Origin of the sequence: Lentzea sp. DG1S-22, from assembly GCF_036321065.1 — a bacterium.
GTDB classification, from domain to species: domain Bacteria; phylum Actinomycetota; class Actinomycetes; order Mycobacteriales; family Pseudonocardiaceae; genus Lentzea; species Lentzea jiangxiensis.
In genome coordinates this window covers 6,535,491-6,552,791 of record NZ_CP143276.1, presented here as the reverse complement: position 1 = coordinate 6,552,791, position 17,301 = coordinate 6,535,491, and the positions used below count along the sequence as shown (strand labels likewise).

General features: G+C 69.2%; 22 protein-coding genes and 3 tRNA genes. 5 read left to right on the top strand and 20 right to left on the bottom strand.

What is annotated here, in order from left to right:
- Nucleotides 1-54: 54 nt before the first annotated feature.
- Nucleotides 55-441 (bottom strand): 50S ribosomal protein L7/L12, encoded by a 387-nt coding sequence (gene rplL / locus V1227_RS30955; protein ID WP_089915389.1) that lies wholly within the window; start codon nt 439-441, stop codon nt 55-57.
- Nucleotides 442-497: 56 nt separating this feature from the next.
- Nucleotides 498-1,052, bottom strand: a complete 555-nt coding sequence (gene rplJ / locus V1227_RS30950; protein ID WP_329788845.1) for a 50S ribosomal protein L10 — start codon at nt 1,050-1,052, stop codon at nt 498-500.
- A 245-nt stretch (nt 1,053-1,297) separates the two neighbouring features.
- Between rplJ and V1227_RS30945 the strand changes: the two genes are divergently transcribed.
- The gene (locus tag V1227_RS30945; RefSeq protein ID WP_329788844.1) at nt 1,298-2,023 is read left to right on the top strand and encodes a hypothetical protein; all 726 of its coding nucleotides are present in this window, start codon (nt 1,298-1,300) and stop codon (nt 2,021-2,023) included.
- Between the two features lie 61 nt (nt 2,024-2,084).
- On the opposite strand, the gene V1227_RS30940 is transcribed toward V1227_RS30945, so the two are convergent.
- Nucleotides 2,085-2,966 carry an NAD(P)-dependent oxidoreductase gene (locus V1227_RS30940; protein WP_329788843.1) on the bottom strand — a complete coding sequence of 294 codons (882 nt, stop codon included), beginning with the start codon at nt 2,964-2,966 and terminating at the stop codon, nt 2,085-2,087.
- An 85-nt stretch (nt 2,967-3,051) separates the two neighbouring features.
- Here V1227_RS30940 and V1227_RS30935 point away from each other — a divergent pair, with 85 nt between their 5' ends.
- Nucleotides 3,052-4,023, top strand: coding sequence for a helix-turn-helix domain-containing protein (locus V1227_RS30935; protein WP_329788842.1), 972 nt, complete (start codon nt 3,052-3,054; stop codon nt 4,021-4,023).
- Between the two features lie 63 nt (nt 4,024-4,086).
- Here the strand turns inward: V1227_RS30935 and rplA are convergent, their stop codons facing one another.
- The 12 genes from rplA to V1227_RS30875 form a co-directional block, all read right to left on the bottom strand.
- Nucleotides 4,087-4,797 (bottom strand): 50S ribosomal protein L1, encoded by a 711-nt coding sequence (gene rplA, locus V1227_RS30930; RefSeq protein ID WP_167970833.1) that lies wholly within the window; start codon nt 4,795-4,797, stop codon nt 4,087-4,089.
- An 81-nt stretch (nt 4,798-4,878) separates the two neighbouring features.
- Nucleotides 4,879-5,313, bottom strand: a complete 435-nt coding sequence (gene rplK / locus V1227_RS30925; RefSeq protein ID WP_053733180.1) for a 50S ribosomal protein L11 — start codon at nt 5,311-5,313, stop codon at nt 4,879-4,881.
- An 85-nt stretch (nt 5,314-5,398) separates the two neighbouring features.
- The gene (gene nusG, locus V1227_RS30920; protein ID WP_329788841.1) at nt 5,399-6,205 is read right to left on the bottom strand and encodes a transcription termination/antitermination protein NusG; all 807 of its coding nucleotides are present in this window, start codon (nt 6,203-6,205) and stop codon (nt 5,399-5,401) included.
- 40 nt (nt 6,206-6,245) lie between these two features.
- A complete protein-coding gene (gene secE, locus V1227_RS30915) occupies nt 6,246-6,659 on the bottom strand; it encodes a preprotein translocase subunit SecE (protein ID WP_236216762.1) in 414 nt (137 codons plus the stop codon).
- Nucleotides 6,660-6,693: 34 nt separating this feature from the next.
- Nucleotides 6,694-6,766 (bottom strand) — tRNA-Trp (locus V1227_RS30910).
- 236 nt (nt 6,767-7,002) lie between these two features.
- Nucleotides 7,003-7,410, bottom strand: a complete 408-nt coding sequence (locus V1227_RS30905; protein WP_329788840.1) for a MaoC/PaaZ C-terminal domain-containing protein — start codon at nt 7,408-7,410, stop codon at nt 7,003-7,005.
- Nucleotides 7,407-7,856 (bottom strand): MaoC family dehydratase N-terminal domain-containing protein, encoded by a 450-nt coding sequence (locus tag V1227_RS30900; protein WP_236216765.1) that lies wholly within the window; start codon nt 7,854-7,856, stop codon nt 7,407-7,409. The genes V1227_RS30905 and V1227_RS30900 overlap by 4 nt, the downstream gene beginning before the upstream one ends.
- 91 nt (nt 7,857-7,947) lie before the next feature.
- The gene (gene rpmG / locus V1227_RS30895; RefSeq protein WP_015105301.1) at nt 7,948-8,112 is read right to left on the bottom strand and encodes a 50S ribosomal protein L33; all 165 of its coding nucleotides are present in this window, start codon (nt 8,110-8,112) and stop codon (nt 7,948-7,950) included.
- 101 nt (nt 8,113-8,213) lie between these two features.
- A tRNA-Met gene (locus V1227_RS30890) sits at nt 8,214-8,286 on the bottom strand.
- Nucleotides 8,287-8,331: 45 nt separating this feature from the next.
- Nucleotides 8,332-8,404 (bottom strand) — tRNA-Thr (locus V1227_RS30885).
- Nucleotides 8,405-8,476: 72 nt separating this feature from the next.
- The gene (locus V1227_RS30880) at nt 8,477-11,083 is read right to left on the bottom strand and encodes a putative bifunctional diguanylate cyclase/phosphodiesterase (RefSeq protein WP_329788839.1); all 2,607 of its coding nucleotides are present in this window, start codon (nt 11,081-11,083) and stop codon (nt 8,477-8,479) included.
- A 159-nt stretch (nt 11,084-11,242) separates the two neighbouring features.
- The gene (locus tag V1227_RS30875; protein WP_329788838.1) at nt 11,243-11,995 is read right to left on the bottom strand and encodes a PhzF family phenazine biosynthesis protein; all 753 of its coding nucleotides are present in this window, start codon (nt 11,993-11,995) and stop codon (nt 11,243-11,245) included.
- 30 nt (nt 11,996-12,025) lie between these two features.
- Here V1227_RS30875 and V1227_RS30870 point away from each other — a divergent pair, with 30 nt between their 5' ends.
- Both V1227_RS30870 and V1227_RS30865 read left to right on the top strand, forming a co-directional pair.
- A complete protein-coding gene (locus V1227_RS30870; RefSeq protein ID WP_329788837.1) occupies nt 12,026-12,844 on the top strand; it encodes a GNAT family N-acetyltransferase in 819 nt (272 codons plus the stop codon).
- A gap of 140 nt (nt 12,845-12,984) precedes the next feature.
- Nucleotides 12,985-13,194, top strand: a complete 210-nt coding sequence (locus V1227_RS30865) for a hypothetical protein (RefSeq protein ID WP_236216773.1) — start codon at nt 12,985-12,987, stop codon at nt 13,192-13,194.
- A 111-nt stretch (nt 13,195-13,305) separates the two neighbouring features.
- Here V1227_RS30865 and V1227_RS30860 read toward each other — a convergent pair whose 3' ends face one another.
- The 3 genes from V1227_RS30860 to V1227_RS30850 form a co-directional block, all read right to left on the bottom strand.
- Complete coding sequence (locus V1227_RS30860; protein ID WP_329788836.1) at nt 13,306-13,731, bottom strand: carboxymuconolactone decarboxylase family protein; 426 nt, start codon at nt 13,729-13,731, stop codon at nt 13,306-13,308.
- Between the two features lie 85 nt (nt 13,732-13,816).
- The gene (locus tag V1227_RS30855; RefSeq protein ID WP_329788835.1) at nt 13,817-14,551 is read right to left on the bottom strand and encodes an SDR family NAD(P)-dependent oxidoreductase; all 735 of its coding nucleotides are present in this window, start codon (nt 14,549-14,551) and stop codon (nt 13,817-13,819) included.
- A complete protein-coding gene (locus V1227_RS30850) occupies nt 14,548-15,372 on the bottom strand; it encodes an NAD(P)-dependent oxidoreductase (RefSeq protein WP_329788834.1) in 825 nt (274 codons plus the stop codon). Before V1227_RS30850 ends, V1227_RS30855 begins: the two co-directional genes overlap by 4 nt.
- Before the next feature lie 82 nt (nt 15,373-15,454).
- Between V1227_RS30850 and V1227_RS30845 the strand changes: the two genes are divergently transcribed.
- Nucleotides 15,455-15,808, top strand: coding sequence for a winged helix-turn-helix transcriptional regulator (locus tag V1227_RS30845; protein ID WP_329788833.1), 354 nt, complete (start codon nt 15,455-15,457; stop codon nt 15,806-15,808).
- On the opposite strand, the gene V1227_RS30840 is transcribed toward V1227_RS30845, so the two are convergent.
- Together V1227_RS30840 and V1227_RS30835 are read right to left on the bottom strand one after the other, a co-directional pair.
- Entirely contained in the window at nt 15,805-16,551 is a 747-nt protein-coding gene (locus V1227_RS30840; RefSeq protein WP_329788832.1) for a hypothetical protein, read from the bottom strand. The two genes, V1227_RS30845 and V1227_RS30840, sit on opposite strands and share 4 nt — an antisense overlap.
- A complete protein-coding gene (locus tag V1227_RS30835) occupies nt 16,548-17,225 on the bottom strand; it encodes a protein phosphatase 2C domain-containing protein (RefSeq protein ID WP_329788831.1) in 678 nt (225 codons plus the stop codon). The genes V1227_RS30840 and V1227_RS30835 overlap by 4 nt, the downstream gene beginning before the upstream one ends.
- Nucleotides 17,226-17,301 lie beyond the last annotated feature (76 nt).

The following is a 17,301-nucleotide window of genomic DNA, read 5'->3' as shown; positions in this document are numbered from 1 at the left end:
CTGCAAGGCAGAACGCCGACCCCCGGAGGGGTCAAGCCCCCGAAGGGGCAGGTCTCACTTGAGCGAGATCTTGGCGCCGGCAGCCTCGAGCTTCTCCTTGGCGGCCTCGGCAACGTCCTTGGCGACGTTCTCGAGCAGCGGCTTCGGAGCGGACTCGACGAGCTCCTTGGCCTCCTTCAGGCCCAGGCCCGAGACGACCTCGCGGACGACCTTGATGACCTGGATCTTCTTGTCGCCGGCGCCCTCGAGAACGACGGTGAACTCGTCCTTCTCCTCCTCGGCGGCGGCAGCGGGGCCGGCCGGGCCCGCGGCGGCAACGGCGACGGGCGCCGCGGCGGTGACCTCGAAGGTCTCCTCGAACTGCTTCACGAACTCGGACAGCTCCAGGAGGGTCATCTCCTTGAAAGCGTCGAGCAGCTCTTCGGTGCTGAGCTTCGCCATGATCGGCGGTCCTTTCTAATCTCCCGCGCGAAAGCGCCGGGCGTGTCTTCGGGTGATCAGCTTTCGGCGGGAGCGTCGGCCTCGGCGGCGGGAGCCGCGGCGGCCTTCTTCTCCTGCAGGGCAGCAGCCAGGCGAGCGACCTGGGAAGCCGGGGCGTTGAACAGACCCGCGGCCTTGGCCAGGTTGCCCTTCATCGCGCCCGCGAGCTTCGCGAGCAGCACCTCACGGCTTTCGAGGTCCGCGATGGCGGTGACCTCTTCGACCGAGAGCGGGCGGCCATCCATGTAGCCGCCCTTGATGACCAGGGCCTTGTTGTCCTTCGCGAAGTCGCGGATCGCCTTGGCGGCGTCGACGGGCTCGCCCTCGACGAACGCGATGGCGGTCGGACCGGACATGAGGGCCTCGAGGCCTTCGATGCCGGCGTCCGCGGCGGCCAGCTTGACCAGCGTGTTCTTCGCGACGGTGTACTTGGTGCCCGCGCCGAGAGCGCGACGCAGCGTCGTGAGCTGCGCCATGGAGAGGCCACGGTACTCGGTGACAACCGCTGCCGAGCTGGTGCGGAACTGGTCCGCGAGCTCAGCGACCGCCGTAACCTTGCTGGGCTTCGCCATGATCGCCTCCTCTCTGGGCTGGGTTAGACCACAGATCGGAGAAGGTCCCGAAACAACAAAAACGCCCACGCGCACAAGCAGCACGGGGCGTCACAAGAAGCTTTGCCTCGTCCTCCCTGCGCGGGCCGCCCGTGTTGCAACGGGGCCTTCGTTCTCCTCGCGGAGAAAACCTGCGGTCTTCGGTAGAACCATCGAAAACAGTACTCGACTGTGTAGCAGCGGACCAAATCGGCATGATGTGACGTGTGACCGACGAGCCCGGCAAGGACCTCGCGCCCCGCCAGCCGCCCACGCCGCAGCCCCCGGCGCCCCAGCAACCCGCGCCGCAGATCGACCCGGAGCAGCTGCGGCAGTTCCAGGAGTTCCAGCGCTTCCAGGAGTTCCAGCGCTACCAGGAGGCGACGGGCCAGGCACCGCAGGTCCCGCAGCAGCCCGGCGGCAAGCGCTGGTGGCTCGTCGTGCTCGGCAGCCGCATCTTCTGGCGCGCGCTGTTCTTCCTGCTCGTCGTCTTCTCGGCGATGTGGGCCTACAACCACTTCTTCGGCGTCGACGACCCCGGCGACATCGCCCAGGACAGCGGTGGCGTCACCGGCCCCGCCCAGGGCCTCTCGGCGCCGGCGGGCCTGCAGGGCACGGTCGGCATGTTCTACAAGCACGTCTCGTTCGCGGACACGACCCGCGCCTGCACGCTGTTCCTGCGCGACGACACCCGCCAGAAGTTCGCGAACGCCTACGGCGCAAGCGATTGCGCGGCGGCGGTCAAGACGCTGAAGGCCCAGGTGACCAGCGTCGACAGGTACCAGCAGGTCATGTTCCCGCCGGACATGCTGAAGACCCCGACCTCCAACGTGGTCACCATCGACTCCTGCGCCCTGACCGTCGAGGGCGGCCCGCGGCTCGGCTCGTTCGTCGTCGAGAAGGTCAACGCCGGCTGGGTCATCACCGACTGGAACCCCAGCACCTGTGGTTGATCGCGTGCGCGGGCCGGCCGGCCCGCGCACCGGTGACTTCCCCGCCGCGCCGCCCGTGTTCCTACTCGCGAACCGCAAACCGTTGTGACGCCTCGAAAGACTCGACGGCACGGGCGAGGCTGTCCGTGCCGTGCCCCTCGGCGACCTGCCGGTCGACCAGCTCCTTGACCGACTCGAGCGCGGCGAACGGAACGCCCTGCGCTCGCGTGGCACGCAGGAGCATGCCCAGTCCTGTCTGGTTCATCGCGAGGCTCGACTCCCCCGCCGCGTAGCTCCCGCTGTCGATCTCGCCGGCGAACGTGACCAGCGCGGGCTGCAGATCAGTCAGCCACGACAGCAGCGGCGGCGTGAGCTCGGCGACCTCGATCCCGCTCGACCGGGCCAGCGCCGCCGCGTGCAGGAAGCCGCCGAGCAACCCGTACATCGCGGACAGGATCGCCACGTCGAACCCGGACGCGCGCCCGGCGTCGTCCCCGAGGAACGTGACCTTTCCCAGCAGCTCCAGCACTTCCCGCCACCGGGTGTGCACCGCGGAGGAACCGCTGTAGTTGATGGACGACTCGGCGGTCCCGATCGTCTGCGGCACGGCGTACACGGCGCCGTGCAGGTACTCGGCACCCTGCTCCGCCGCCCGGCGAGCCATCTCGCGTGCCTCCTCCGGGGTGCCGGAGGTGACGTTCACCAGCGCCCGCCCGCGCACGTCAGCCCCGCGCAGAACCTCCCGCGCCGCCGCGTGGTCGAGCACGGCGACGACCACGAGGTCGGCGGACGCCACCGCCTCGGCGACCGTCGGCGCCACCACCGCTCCGCCCACCGCGAGCTCGGAAGCCTTTGCGGCGGAACGGTTCCACACGGTGACCGAGTGCCCGCCCCGCAGGAACGCCTCGGCCAGCGCACGCCCCAGATTGCCCAGTCCCAGCACGGTGATCGCTTCAGATGTCATGGCTCCAGCTTCGCCAGAGGTGATCACCTCTGGCGAGTGACCGGAATGACCCCTTTCACCAAATTCCTGCCATAGGCTGGCGGGCATGAGCGCTGGTTCCGTCGCCCTGATCGTCCCCGGCGACTTCGGCGTCGCCGACCTCTACGAACTGGGCATCCCCGCCGCCGTCTTCGGCATGCCCCAGCCCGACCTCGCCGACCCCTGGTACGAGTTGTGGTTGTGCGGCACCGGAAACCGCACCGGCACCACCACTCCGAGCTTCACCCTGCACAGCACGCACGGGCTTGAGGACGTCGTGCGCGCGGACACCGTCATCGTGTCGTGGGTGCCGGACGAGGTCATCGAGGACAACGCGCCCGTACCGCCCGACCTGGTCGCGGCCTTGCGCGCCGCTCACGACAACGGCGCACGGATCGTGTCGGCGTGCGTCGGCGCGTACGCCCTCGCCGAAGCCGGCCTGCTGGACGGCAAGAGGGCCACCGCGCACTGGATGCACACGGCGCTGCTGGCCGAGCGCTACCCGAAGATCCACGTCGACGACTCCCAGCTCTACGTCGACGAAGGTGACGTGCTGACCAGCGCGGGCATGTCCGCGGGTCTCGACGTGTGCCTGCACCTCGTCCGCCGCGACCTCGGCGCCCACGTCGCGAACCAGTTGGCCCGGCGGATGGTCGTGCCGGGACACCGCCCCGGCCACCTCGGGCAGTTCGTCGACCTGTCCGTCCCCACCAGTGACGCCGACGGCCTGGCGCCGGTGCTCGACTGGGCCCGCGCCCGCCTCGACGAGCCGCTGACGATCGAGGACCTCGCCCGCAAGGCGGCGATGAGCCCCCGGACGTTCTACCGCAGGCTCCAGGCCACCACCGGCACGACACCGCTGCAGTGGCTGCTGGGCGAACGCATCACCAGGGCGCAGGTCCTGCTGGAGTCGACCGACCTGCCGATGGAGAAGGTCGCGGCGCTGAGCGGCATCGGCACGGCCAACAACCTGCGCCACCACTTCCTGAAGCAGGTGGGGAGGTCCCCCAGCGACCACCGGCAGGCGTTCCGGCGCTGAACAGCGAAAAGGCCCCCGGCGAACCGGGGGCCTTTCACGGGGTCGTGCTCGAACCGGAGAGGCTCAGGCCTCGTCCACCAGCAGGTTGCGGGTGCGGTTCGGGTCGACCGGGATGCCGGGGCCCATCGTCGTGGAGACGGTGACCTTCTTGACGTACCGGCCCTTGGCCGCGGACGGCTTGGCGCGGAGCACCTCGTCCAGCGCGGCCGCGTAGTTCTCGACCAGCTTCTCGGAGTCGAACGACACCTTGCCGATGACGAAGTGCAGGTTGGCCTGCTTGTCAACGCGGAAGTTGATCTTTCCGCCCTTGATGTCGTTGACGGCCTTGGCGACCTCGGGGGTCACGGTGCCGGTCTTGGGGTTCGGCATCAGGCCACGCGGGCCGAGGATGCGGGCGATGCGGCCGACCTTCGCCATCTGGTCGGGGGTCGCGATCGCGGCGTCGAAGTCGAGCCAGCCACCCTGGATGCGCTCGATCAGGTCCTCGGAGCCGACGGCGTCCGCACCGGCGGCCTCGGCCTCGGCGGCCTTGTCACCGGTTGCGAAGACGATCACGCGGGCGGTCTTGCCCGTACCGTGCGGCAGGTTCACGGTGCCGCGGACCATCTGGTCGGCCTTGCGGGGGTCGACGCCGAGGCGAATCGCGACCTCGACGGTCGCGTCCAGCTTCACCTTGGACGTTTCCTTGGCGAGCTTGGCGGCCTCCAGCGGCGAGTACAGCCGCTCCCGGTCCACCAGCTCGGCGGCGGCCTTGTAGGCCTTGCTGCGCTTCATAAACTCTGTCCTTACCGTGGATCAGTTCGTGGTGAATGAGCCGCGCTCGGCTCTCCCACGCTTGCTCAAAAGAGGGTGTGGTCAGCCTTCGACCGTGATGCCCATGGAACGGGCGGTGCCGGCGATGATCTTCGCGGCCTGGTCGATGTCGTTCGCGTTCAGGTCGACCATCTTGGTCTGCGCGATCTGACGCACCTGCTCCATGGTCACCTTGGCGACCTTGAGGCGGTGCGGCTCGCCGCTGCCCTTGTCGACACCCGCGGCGGCGAGGATGAGTCGCGCGGCCGGAGGGGTCTTGAGCTTGAAGTCGAACGAGCGGTCTTCGTACACGGAGATCTCGACCGGCACGACCTGACCGCGCTGCGACTCGGTCGCGGCGTTGTAGGCCTTGCAGAACTCCATGATGTTGACGCCGTGCTGACCCAGCGCGGGACCAACGGGCGGCGCCGGGTTGGCGGCACCAGCCTTGATCTGCAGCTTGATGATCGCTGACAGCTTCTTCTTCTTGGGTGGCATTGTCCGTACTTCCTGTTATTGCGGTGTCCGCGCGCGGCCCTGCCAGCCGCAGCGTGGCCGATCGGTCGTCCCGGAGGGAGACCGCTCAGATCTTGGAGACCTGGCTGAACGACAGCTCGACCGGCGTCTCCCGGCCGAAGATCGACACCAGGACCTTCAGCTTCTGGCCGTCCGCGTTGACCTCGCTGATCGTGGCGGGCAGCGTGGCGAACGGGCCGTCCATGACGGTGACCGACTCGCCGACCTCGAAGTCGACCTCGATGGTCGGCTTCGGTGCGCTGGTGGAGGCGGCCTTCTTGCCCTCGGCCGGCTTCTGCTCCTGCTGCGGGAGCAGGAACTTCAGCACCTCGTCGATCGTGAGGGGCGAGGGCTTCGAGGTGGCTCCGACGAACCCGGTGACGCCCGGCGTGTTGCGGACGGCGCTCCAGGACGCGTCGGTGAGCTCCATGCGGACCAGGATGTAGCCGGGCAGCACCTTGCGCTGCACCAGCTTGCGCTGGCCGTTCTTGATCTCGGTGACCTCTTCGGTCGGCACCTCGACCTGGAAGATGTAGTCCTCCATGTCGAGGGTGTGGATACGAGTCTCGAGGTTCGCCTTGACCTTGTTCTCGTAACCGGCGTAGGAGTGCACGACGTACCAGTCGCCGGGCGCGTGGCGCAGGGCCTGGCGCAGCTCTTCGGCGGGGTCGGCGATCTCTTCGTCGATCGGGGTCTCGTCGATCGCGAGAACGTCCACGTCCTCTTCGGACGGGTTCTCGACGTCGGCGTCCTCGACGTCCTCGGAGTCCACAGCCTCCGACTCGACCGTCTCGTCGGCGGCGGTGTCCTCGGACACCTCGTCGTCGATGAGGTCGGTCTTCTCCTGGGCGTCAACGCCGTTGTCGGAGCTCACTGTGGATCTCGCTTCCTGGTTGCAGCGGCAGCTGTCCGGCTCAGCCGAACAGCTCGAAAACAGCCGCGCCGAAGCCGAGGTCGAGAGCCCACACCAGCGCCACCATGAAGACCACGAACACCAGCACGACGCCGGTGTAGGTGACCAACTGCTTGCGCGTCGGCCAGATCACCTTGCGGAGTTCGCCGACGACCTCGCGGATGTAGCGGAAGACCCGCCCGATCAGCGAGGGACGCTTCTCCTGTCCTTCACGGGTCTTGGTCGGGCGACCCTTCTTCACGTCCTCGTCCGAGGTGTCGGCCTTGAGGACGCTCTTCTTCGACTCAGCGCTGCTGCCGTCCTTGCGGGCGGCCGGGCGAGAGGAGGCACGACGTTCACGCCGCGCCGCAGCAGTGGACGGCCGGACAGCGCCTTCGCGCTCCTCCGGCTGGTCCTGCTCGCGGCCCTCGCTCATGCCGTCCTCCACTCCACCCATGACGCTTCGACAGCAGGGGCGACAGGACTTGAACCTGCAACCTGCGGTTTTGGAGACCGCTGCTCTGCCAGTTGAGCTACACCCCTTCGGGATCCCGATCGGGATCCCCTGGCCAAGCAGGAAGTGTACGGGAGGCTGTCCCGTCCATTCCAACCAGACCGCTCAATCACCTGCCGAGCGGCCTGTCGCACAGCCTACCCACACGTGGGCCGAGAACACGAATCAGGGTCGTGCAACTGAGGGCGCCCGCGGGTCCGGACATCCCGTGAGCACCGCAAACACCACCGGACCGGGTGACCCGGTGGTGTTCTTGATCACAAGATCACGCGACGCGCACGCGGGCGAAGGCGCCCGTCAACACCGACTTGCCGTCAAAAGCCGCGTTGATGTTGACCTTCACAGTTCCGTCCTCGAAGTCCTTGGTGACCTTCGCGGTGACCTCGACCAGCGCGCCCCCGTCGTCGTTCGGCACGACGACCGGCCGACCGAAGCGGCAGCCGTACTCGACGATCGCGCCGGGGTCGCCGACCCACTCGGCGACGATCCGCGACGCCACGGCCATCGTCAGCATGCCGTGCGCGATGACGTCCGGGAGGCCGACGTCCTTCGCGGTCTTCTCGTTCCAGTGGATGGGGTTGAAGTCCAGCGAGGCGCCCGCGTAGCGCACCAGGTCGGCTCGCGTGAGGCGCACGGACAGCGCCGGCAGCTCGGTGCCCACTTCGACGGTCATGCGTCCTGTCCCCTCACGACGAGCATCGACTTGGCGGTGGCGACGAGCTCGCCGTCGACCGTGCTGATCTCGGTCCGCACGGTCACCATGTCGTTGCCCATGCGGGACGTGATGGAGTCGATGTGCGCCACGCTGACGAGCTGGTCGCCCGCGGTGATGGGCCGGTGGTGGGTGAAGTTCTGGTCGCCGTGCACGACGCGGCTGTAGTCGAGCTGCAGCTCCGGGTCGAACATGACCGTCTCGTTCGTCTTCATCGACACGACGATCGCGAACGTCGGCGGGGCGATGACGTCCCTGTGCCCCAACGCCTTCGCGGCTTCGGCGTCGCGGTAGGCCGGGCTGGTCGCGCCGATCGCGTCGGCGAACTCGCGGATCTTCTCGCGGCTCACGTCGTACGGCTGCGACGGCGGATAACTACGTCCGGTGAAAGCGGGGTCGAGAGGCACCTGAGCAGCCTATAGGGCCCCTCGAACGCCACAGAAACGACGAAGCCCGCCCCGGGGTGCGGGACGGGCTTCGCCGAAGACTGCTACGCGCTCAGCGGGTTTCCTTGTGCGCGCGGTGCGTCTTGCAGTTCGGGCAGAACTTCTTGATCTCCAGGCGGTCCGGGTCGTTGCGCCGGTTCTTCCTGGTGATGTAGTTCCGGTGCTTGCACTCCTCGCACGCGAGGGTGATCTTGGGGCGTACGTCGGTTGCAGCCACGGTCCTTGCCTTCCTGAGAGCACGCGAACCCCCGTGGGACCCAGTCCGGGCTTACCGTCTGGCGAGGGTGGGCGACTGAGGTCGCCCGAGATCCTGCTGAGTAGCGGTGGCCGGACTTGAACCGGCGACACAGCGATTATGAGCCGCTTGCTCTACCAACTGAGCTACACCGCTTTACACAACACAAGCCGCAGCGCTCAGCACTGCGGCCAGTTGTAGAGCCCCTTTACGGAATCGAACCGTAGACCTTCTCCTTACCATGGAGACGCTCTGCCGACTGAGCTAAAGGGGCCAGCACTTCGTTCTTGCTGACACGTAGAACTCTACAACACGCCTCAACCAAGAACGAAATCCGGGGGTCCCTTTAGTGGACCAAGGTGAGCACCGTCTCATCTCGAGCACCCCTGACCTGCACCGTTCGCGCCCGCAGCCAGGCCTCGAAGCGGTCCTCGGACAGCGGCCGGGAGATCAGGTACCCCTGCGCGACATCGCAGCCCATGCCGACCAGCTGGTCGCGCGCGGCGTCGTCTTCCACGCCCTCGGCCACGACGACCAGACCGAGCGAGTGCCCGAGCTCCACGATCGACCGGACCACGGCCATGTCGCCGAGGTCCGTGCCCATCCCGAGCACGAACGACTTGTCGATCTTCACCTCGTCGACCGGCAGCTGCCTCAGGTACGCCAGGGACGAGTAGCCGGTGCCGAAGTCGTCGACGGCCAGCACGACGCCGATCGCGTGCAGGCGCCGCAGCACCGGCAGGGCGCGTTCGGGGTCGGCCATGACGCCCGACTCGGTGAGCTCGAAGGTCAGCAGGCCCGACGGCACGTCGTGGCGGCGCAGAGCGGCCTCGACGCGGTTCGGGAAGTCCTCGTCGCCCAGCGTGCGGACCGAGAGGTTGACCGCGATGGACATGCGCAGGCCGCGGTCGAGCCAGCGGCGCACGCGTTCCAGCGCCCGGTCCATCACGAAGTCGGTCAGCACGTCCACGAGCCCGGTGGCCTCGACGGCCGGCACGAACTCGTCCGGGTCGACGCGGCCGAACTCCGGGTGCGTCCAGCGCACCAGGGCCTCCGCGCCCACGACCTGACGTGACGGCAGGGCGACCTTCGGCTGGTAGTGCACCGAGATCTGGCCGGTCTCGACGGCCTGGCGGAACTGCGTGACGAGCTGGAAGCGGCGCAGGAACAGGTGGCCCATCGACGGCGCGTAGGCCTTCACGGGCGTGCCCTCGGACGTTGCGCGCACGGCGACATCCGCGCGTTGCAGCAACACGTCGGGGTCCGGGTCCTCGGTCTCGGAGTCCGCCTTCGACGCGTAGCCGACGACCGCGGAGGCCTCGACGGTGAGCCGGTCGACCGGGTACGGCACCGACAGGCCGGCGCGCAGGCGTTCGGCGATCTCGCGGGCCGTGGCGGCGCGGTCGTCGTCGAGGTAGGCGGCGAACGCGCCGCCCTCCAGGCGTGCGAGCGGCACGTCGGCGCCGAGGGCGTCGCGCAGCCTGCGTCCGGCCGCGACCACCATCCGGTTGCCCCAGGCCTGGCCCAGCGCGTCGGACACGGTCGACAGGATGTCGAGGTCTATGCGCAGCACCACCCCGCCCCGGGACTCGCGCAACGGCTCGGCGCAGGCCTCGCGGAAGCCCGGCCGGTTCAGCAGGCCGGTCAGCGGGTCGTGGTAGGCGTCGTGGCGCAGCCTGGCGAGCAGGCGGCGGTTGTCGACGGCCGTCGCGAGGTGCGAGGCCAGGGTCCGCAGCAGCTGGATGTCGGCCTTGCCGAAACCGCGCCAGCGGGACAGCCGGTCGTGGGCCTCGACGGCGCCGAGCAGCTGGGTGGCGCCGCGCAACGGGACGACGAGCGCCTCCTGGGCGTCGCGGCGCAGCAGGGCCTCGGTGATGTCCTCGGTCGCGTCGGCCACGCGGTAGTAGCGGACGTGCGTGCCGGGCAGCTGGAGAACGGGGTCCTCGCGCACGGCACGCGGGTCCGTCGCCGTCATCTCCTCCGGCAGCGGTTCGCCGGCGACGAGGGTGATCATGGCTTCCTGCGGGTCGGTGCGCAGGCGCAGCACGACCCTGTTGGCGTTGAGCTGCTCGCGGATGCGTTCCGCGATGAGCTGCCACTCGTCCTCTTCGACGCCCGTCGTGAGGTCGTCGTCGGGCTGGCGGGGGCCGGTGCCGTGCTGTCCCGACCTCGCGACGCGCAGGCTGACCTCGCTCAGCGCCTCGAGGTCGCGCTGCTCGCGCAGGAGCCCGGAGTAGGCGAGGTAGGTGGCCACGATGCCCGCGAGCACCAGGAAGATGAGGACGCCGCCCCACTCGGTGGTGGAGACGATCTGGAAGCCGACGAGGCCGGCCGAGGTGTTCAGCAGCGCCACGACGAGCGTCTGCAGCACGAGACGGACGCTGTTGCCCACGCGCATCGACTTGCCCATGAGGCGCAACGCGCAGAGGCCGAGCACGCTCGCGAGGAGCGGCACGGTGATCGTGCCGACGAAGGCGCCCGCCCAGAACGGGCCACCGGCGCCGATCATCCGGTTCACCGCCTCCGCGGCCGCGAAGGCCACGGAGATCTCCATGAACATCAGGCCCGCGTTGTAGACGGCGCGGTCGAGGATCCGCCTGCCGAGCAACGTGCCCACGCCCGCGACCACGTGCGCGGCGAGCACTATCTCGAACGGGGCGACCAGCAGGCCCAGGACCAGCGGGATCTCGGTGAAGGAGATCGTCCACGCGACGCCGCTGCGGACGTCGACGTTGATCGCGAGCTGTTCCGCCAGCAGGAAGCCGACGACGAGGAGGGGGCCGATCCAGAAGAGGGAGGTGTTCTCCTTCTCCGGGAGCCACGCCGCGACCATGCCCGCGCAGACGACGCCGGCCACCAGGAGGGTGATGGCGAACGCGCTGAACGCGCGGTTGGTCGACTTGGCCGACCAGGCGGCCGAGTCCGACACGGGGGCCGACGCTCGGTCGGACATCCAGCCTCCTCGTCGGCCTGCTGTGGGGGAACCTCTGGGCGTGACTGAGGGGTCCCGCACTTCGCGATCAGGACCCCTCCAGGGGCACCAATGTACCCCTCTCGGGGTACGAAATGGCAGGTCGAGCACGTTTGGTGACATCGATTCACCCAGACGTGATTAGACGTTCAGGCGTCCCCGAAGCACCGTCACGGCCTGCCCCGCGAGCAGCACGCGATCTTGGCCGAGGGTCGCCCTGACGAAGCCCCCGCGCGGCGACGCCTGCTCCGCGAGCAGGTCAGCGCGCTGGAGCCGAGGCACCCAATAGGACGCAAGCGTGCAGTGGGCCGAACCGGTGACGGGGTCCTCCGGGACGCCGACGGCCGGGTAGAAGCACCGGCTGACGATGTCCGCCTCCCCGTCGCCGACGGCCGTCACGATCACTCCGCGTGACTGGATTTGTGCCAGTCCTTGGACGTCGGGTCGCACGGAGCGGACTTCCGCGGCGCTCTCCAGCTCCACCAGGAAGTCGAAGCGACCGCGCGCCACGGACTTGATCGTCGCATGTGGCAGCGCTTCCGCTAGACCGATTGGCGGGTCAGTCAACTCTGGGGGGTCCGCCGGGAAGTCCATCCGCACCCACCCATCGTCGTTTGCGCATGTGAGCACCCCGCTACGCGTGGTGAACTCCTGGTCCCCGCCCAGCACGTGCGCGGTGGCGAGCGTGGCGTGCCCGCAGAGGTCCACCTCGACCTCCGGCGTGAACCAGCGGAGGTGGTTGTCCGGGGTGACGAACGCGGTTTCGGCGTGCTTCATCTCGGCGGCGACCCGCTGCATCCAGGCGTCGTCGCGCGGCTCGGTCAGGAGGACGACCCCGGCGGGGTTGCCCGCGAAGGGCCTGCCGGTGAACGCATCCACGACGAAGATCTCCACACGGCCGACCCTGCCATGCTCAGATGGGGCGTGACCGAGATCTTCTCCTTCACCGAAACCGGTCAGGACTCCCTGGCGGCGACGTGGGGGCCGTTGCGCACGCACAGGCTCACCTGGCAGCCGGGCTGCGACCTGCCCGCGTTGCTCGACGAGTGGGAGGCCCGGCTGACGGGCCTCGACGACCCCGACACCGCCGCGCTCGTGACGGTGCCGAGCCACGAGGTCTCCGAGACCCCGCCCTTGCTCCGCCACGGCTTCGCCCCGCTCACCGTGATCGCCGAGCGCCGCGCCGGGACGCCGGTGCCGTCGCGGCCGGCCGAGGTGCGCCTGCGCCCGGCGACGAGGGCCGACCTGGACGTGGCGGTCGAGCTGAACCTGCACACGGTCCGGTACGACTCCGCGTTCGGCATGGTGACCGAGCGCGCGAACACCGCGGAGCACCTGAGGACCGCGCTCGCCGAGGTGCTCGACCGCGACCACGAGGCGATGTGGCTCGCGCTCCACGGCGACGCGCCCGTCGGCATGCTCTACGTCGACATGCCGGAGCACGCGGGGTGGATGGAGCGGTTCGCCTCCGCGCGGCCGTTCGCGTACTTGGCACACCTGGGTGTTCGGCCGGACGCACGGGGCACAGGCGCCGGGAGTGCCCTGACGGCACACGCGCACGACGTCCTCGACCGCGCCGGAGTGGCGTCGACCCTGCTCCACCACGCCCTGGCGAACCCCCGCTCGACGCCGTTCTGGTACTCGCACGGCTACCGCCCGCGGTGGACGGTGTGGGTCCGCCGCCCCGCGCTGCGCTCGTCCCCCGGCGTGTCTGCGCTCCCCGAACGGCCTAATGAGACATGATCCAGCCGTTCGCACACGGGAAGAAGCCGAACGAACCCGTACTTGTGGAACGAATCCGGCCTCTAATTCGACAAAGGGGCAAGCGATTCGGACACCACTCCTGGGGGGTCGAGATGGAACTCAGCGGAAGAGCGAGAGCGATGCTGCGGGCTGTCGCCGCAGGACGCGCCGAGGTGACAGGCGGCGTGGAGCCCGAGCTCTACGTCGACGGACTCCCCTGCTGCGACCAGATGGCGACACACGACCTCGTGCACGCGGGACTGCTGCGACCCTCGCGGCCGACGAGCTTCGGCCTGCGCGTCGGCGCGGAACTGACCGACGACGGCCGGGCGGCACTCGCCGCCAGCTGACCGGCGCGCCGATCACCTGATGATCGAACATTTGTTCGACATGAGGTATGCTGCGCGCTGAGGCCGGCACGCAAGAGAGAGGAAGCTCTTGCGCGCCGGCCTCGCTCTTCCTCAGGCGACCTTCTGTCCGGTTGCGACGTTCATCCGGTTCCAGAAGTTGATGGCGCCGATCGCGATCACGAGACCCGCGAGCTGTTCGTCGGAGTAGTGCTTCGCCGCCTCGTCCCAGACTTCGTCGCTCACGTGCACGCGCGTGATCTGCTCCGCGAGAGCGAATCCGGCCTTCTCGGCGTCGGTGTAGTACGGCACGTCCCGCCAGCCCGCGACGGCGTAGACCTTCTCGTCCGCCACGTTCGCCTTGCGCAACAACTTGGTGTGGTAGTCGATGCACGTGCCGCAGCCGTTCATGATGCTGACGCGCAGGCAGATCAGCTCCACGTAGTTCCCGTCGAGGCCCGTGGCGGCCGCGGCCTCGGACAGGTCCAGCAGTGCCTTCATCGCGCCGGGCACGGACATGATCGGGTTGGCGATCCTCATCGTCGTTCTCCCTGTCGTCTCTTCGTCTTCCGCTCTCTCGACCCGGCGGGCGACAGAGGTGTGACAGGTTCTCCGAAGATCTTCCCTACGCGCTGACCCCCTGGCCGAGACCGCCGTCGACCGCGAGCTCGGCACCGGTCGTGAAGGTGGCCTCGAAGGCGAGGAACAGCACGGCGCTCGCCACCTCGTCCATCGTGCCGTGGCGCTTGAGCGGCGTGATGCGGTCGCCCTCCTCCTTGAACTGCTCGAGCACCTCCCGCGGCACACCCGAGACGCCCATCGACGGCGTGTCGATGAAGCCGGGGCTGACGACGTTGACCCGGACGTTCCGCGGCGCCAGCTCGGCCGCGAGCCCCCGCGCGAACGCCCGCACCGCCGCCTTCGCCCCCGCGTAGACGCTCAGGCCGGGCGAGCCGAGAACCGTGGCGACGCTCGTCGTGAAGACGATCGAGCCGCCCTCCTTGACCAGCGGCGCCAGGTGCTGGGCGGTGAAGAACGCGCCCTTGGTGTTCACGTCGAACGTGCGGTCGTAGTCGGCCTCGCTCGCCTGGTCGAACGGCGTGAGGGTGGAGAAGCCGACGTTGACGAACAGCAGGTCGACGTCCTGGAACCGGTGCTCCACCTCGGACCTGAGCCTGGCGATGTCGCCGAGGTCCGTCGCGTCGGAGGCGATCGCGTGGGCCTTGAGCCCCTCGGCCTGCTCCGCGGTGCGGCCGGTCAGCACGACGTCGACGCCGTTCTCGACGAGCATCTCCACGGTCGCGCGGCCCATGCCGTGCGTGCCGCCCGTGACGACGGCCTTCTTCCCCAGGTACTTCACTTGCGGATCTCCTCGATGACACTCGCGATGCTGTGCGCGCCGTGGCCGTTGCGCTGGGCGCGTTCGAACAGGTCGTGCAGGGCCTGCGGGAGGGTGGTGTCGAGCCCCTGCTCCCGGCCGGCCTCGGTGAGCATCCGCAGCCCGGCCACGTTGATGTCCAAAGCGGACACCTCGGTCTCGTACTGCCTGCTCTGCGTCTCCTCGCCCATCTCGGGCAGGAGGGTGGACATCTCGTTCAGCCAGCTCACGGCCATCGGCGTGAACCTCTCGGGCGCGATGCCCGCGCTGCCCATCAACGCGACCGCCTGCAGGTAACCGCCGAACATGGCCCACATGAGCCCGAGCAGCGCCAGGTCGTGCAGCGCGGCCAGCCCGGCGTCCTCCCCCACGTGCACCGGCTCGCCGAACGCGTCGAGCACGTGGTGGTTCTCGTTGCCGCTGAACAGGATCCGCGCCTGCGGCGTGCCGATCTGCTGCGGCACCGCCATGATCACGCCGTCCACGTACTCGACGCCGTTGGCCTCGGCCCACTGAGCGGTGTTCCTGGCCTGCTCCGGCGTTCCGGACGTCAGGTTGACGAGCGTCTTGATGTCGTTGGTGAGCAACGGCTGCTGAGCTTCGTACGTGGACAGGCACGTGACCACGACATCGCTCTTGAACGCCTCTTCCGGCGTGCTGACACGCGTGGTGTTCGGCGGCGTCGGCTTGTCCTCGGACCGGTTCCACACGGTCACCTCGTAGCCCTTGGCGACGAGGGCTTTGGCGAGCGCGCTGCCCATCCGCCCCAGGCCGAGCACGCTCACGGTCTTCTTGATCCCCATGCCGGAAATGCTCGTTCCGACACTGACTTCTCGACAAGTACCTACTATTTTGTCAGGTACCCACCTTTTGGTAAGGATCCTGATGAAGCCACGAAGTTACGCCTGCGGACTCGACGCGGCGATCGACGTCATCGGCGGCCGATGGAAGGCCCTGATCCTCTGGGCGCTGCACCACGGCCCGATGCGCACGGGCGAACTGCGGCGGTCCGTGTCCGGCATCAGCGAGAAGATGCTCATCCAGGTGCTGCGCGAGATGGAGGCGGACGAGATCGTGCACCGCGAGGTGTTCCACGAGGTGCCACCCCGCGTCGAGTACTCGCTGACGCCACTCGGCGTGCGGCTGAACGAGGCGCTGCTGCCGTTGGGCGACTGGGGCGAGGAGAACATGCGGGCGATCGCGCGCCGTCGTGGGGTGGAGCCGGCGCCCCGGCACTAAGCCTTGCGCAGCAGGGGTTCCGCCCACTCCGGGATCTCCCCCGCGGCGTCGGCGAGCCGCATCCGGACGGACCGGGGCAACCGGCCGGCGTCGGACCGCTCTCTCCCGTCCGCGCCGAGGAGGTGCCGGACGGCACCCGCGTAGTGCCGTTCGTCCGCGCGCGGGTCCTTCAACGCGGTGCCGATCTTCGAGAGCGGCACGGCGAGCAGGAGCAGTGCCGGGATCTCCGCGTGCTGGGCCCCGCCGGACCCGCGCCACGCCAGCAGTTGCAGCGTTCCGGTCACCGGATCGACGGCGCCGAGCAGCGTGCGGGCCTGGGCGAGCAGACGCGACCCGGCCGTCCACCGCACGGGACGGAGCATCCGCCGGGTCAGCCCTCGCAACGCCGGCGGGATCGCGGCGACCCAGTCCTCGTCGGCCGGCCGCGCGGTGTCGCGCCGCCGGAGCCAGGCTCGCAGCGCCTCCCCGTCGGAGAGCACCGCGTGGCCGTGCCACCCGTTCCAGGCGAGGGTGATGCCGTGGTGGAGGACGACCGCGGCGAGAACCTCCCGCCGCGCACCGAGGAACTCGAACCGGACATCGCCCCGGCACGCGCACACCCCGCCCGGCGACGACTCCACGGCGAGCGCCGCACGCAGCTCGTCGTCGACACCCACCTCGACGAACTCGTCCGGCGTGCCGACCTCGGTGAAACGAACGTGCGACGCCTTGCGCACCACGTCGTCGAGGGCGGTGAGCGTCACCGGTCGAAGTACACGACAGTGGCGTCGTCGGAAACCTTCTCGCGCGGCCACTCCACGGCCTTCGCGTCTTCCTTCTCGACGGCGCGCATTTTGCGGATGAGGTCGTCCGGCCCGTTGGCCGCCATCAGCTCAAGCGCCTGACGCCAGTCGAAGAGGTTGAACAGGTCCACGGCCCGCGCCGCCCCGTCGGACAGGATCGCGACCCTCCGCACGTCCTGCAGCGGCACCTCACCCGTGAGCGCGTGTTCGACGTCGGCGACCCGGGGGCCGGCCGTGCGCCGGGACCGCGTGTCGCTCACCACGAGCAGCTCGCGCTTGCCGTCGACCACCACCGTGGCGTCGCCGAGCACCAGGTACCGCAGCACGTCGTCCTTGATCTGCACCAGCGCGATCGCCGCGCTCGGCGAGTCCGGGTGCCCGAGGTCGCACGTGCCGGAGTGCAGATCGGCGGCCTGCCGGACGGCCTCGGTGAGCGCCGCGGACGGGTCGAGGTGGGCGAAGCGCAAGATCTCCGCGGCGAGCTGGTCGGCGAACCAGCCGACACCGTGCTCGCAGCCGGTTTCCGGCTCGGCCGTCACGCCGTCGAGCACGGCGAGCAGGTTCGGCCCGACGAGCGCCCGGTCCTCGCTCGGCGCGGTCGTCCGTCCCGCCTCCGTCGCCATCTGCGTGCGCACAGCGTCCCCCTCCGCAACAACAGCCGATGTACGACGATGGGCCTCTGACCTTGTCGGTCAGAGGCCCATCGGCTCG

Coding starts and splice junctions, on each gene's coding strand:
- rplL (WP_089915389.1), bottom strand. CDS start 441: ATGGCGAAGCTCAGCACCGAAGAGCTGCTCGACGCTTTCAAGGAGATG.
- rplJ (WP_329788845.1), bottom strand. CDS start 1,052: ATGGCGAAGCCCAGCAAGGTTACGGCGGTCGCTGAGCTCGCGGACCAG.
- V1227_RS30940 (WP_329788843.1), bottom strand. CDS start 2,966: ATGACATCTGAAGCGATCACCGTGCTGGGACTGGGCAATCTGGGGCGT.
- V1227_RS30935 (WP_329788842.1), top strand. CDS start 3,052: ATGAGCGCTGGTTCCGTCGCCCTGATCGTCCCCGGCGACTTCGGCGTC.
- rplA (WP_167970833.1), bottom strand. CDS start 4,797: ATGAAGCGCAGCAAGGCCTACAAGGCCGCCGCCGAGCTGGTGGACCGG.
- rplK (WP_053733180.1), bottom strand. CDS start 5,313: ATGCCACCCAAGAAGAAGAAGCTGTCAGCGATCATCAAGCTGCAGATC.
- secE (WP_236216762.1), bottom strand. CDS start 6,659: ATGAGCGAGGGCCGCGAGCAGGACCAGCCGGAGGAGCGCGAAGGCGCT.
- V1227_RS30905 (WP_329788840.1), bottom strand. CDS start 7,410: ATGACCGTCGAAGTGGGCACCGAGCTGCCGGCGCTGTCCGTGCGCCTC.
- V1227_RS30880 (WP_329788839.1), bottom strand. CDS start 11,083: ATGTCCGACCGAGCGTCGGCCCCCGTGTCGGACTCGGCCGCCTGGTCG.
- V1227_RS30865 (WP_236216773.1), top strand. CDS start 12,985: ATGCTGCGGGCTGTCGCCGCAGGACGCGCCGAGGTGACAGGCGGCGTG.
- V1227_RS30860 (WP_329788836.1), bottom strand. CDS start 13,731: ATGAGGATCGCCAACCCGATCATGTCCGTGCCCGGCGCGATGAAGGCA.
- V1227_RS30850 (WP_329788834.1), bottom strand. CDS start 15,372: ATGGGGATCAAGAAGACCGTGAGCGTGCTCGGCCTGGGGCGGATGGGC.
- V1227_RS30845 (WP_329788833.1), top strand. CDS start 15,455: ATGAAGCCACGAAGTTACGCCTGCGGACTCGACGCGGCGATCGACGTC.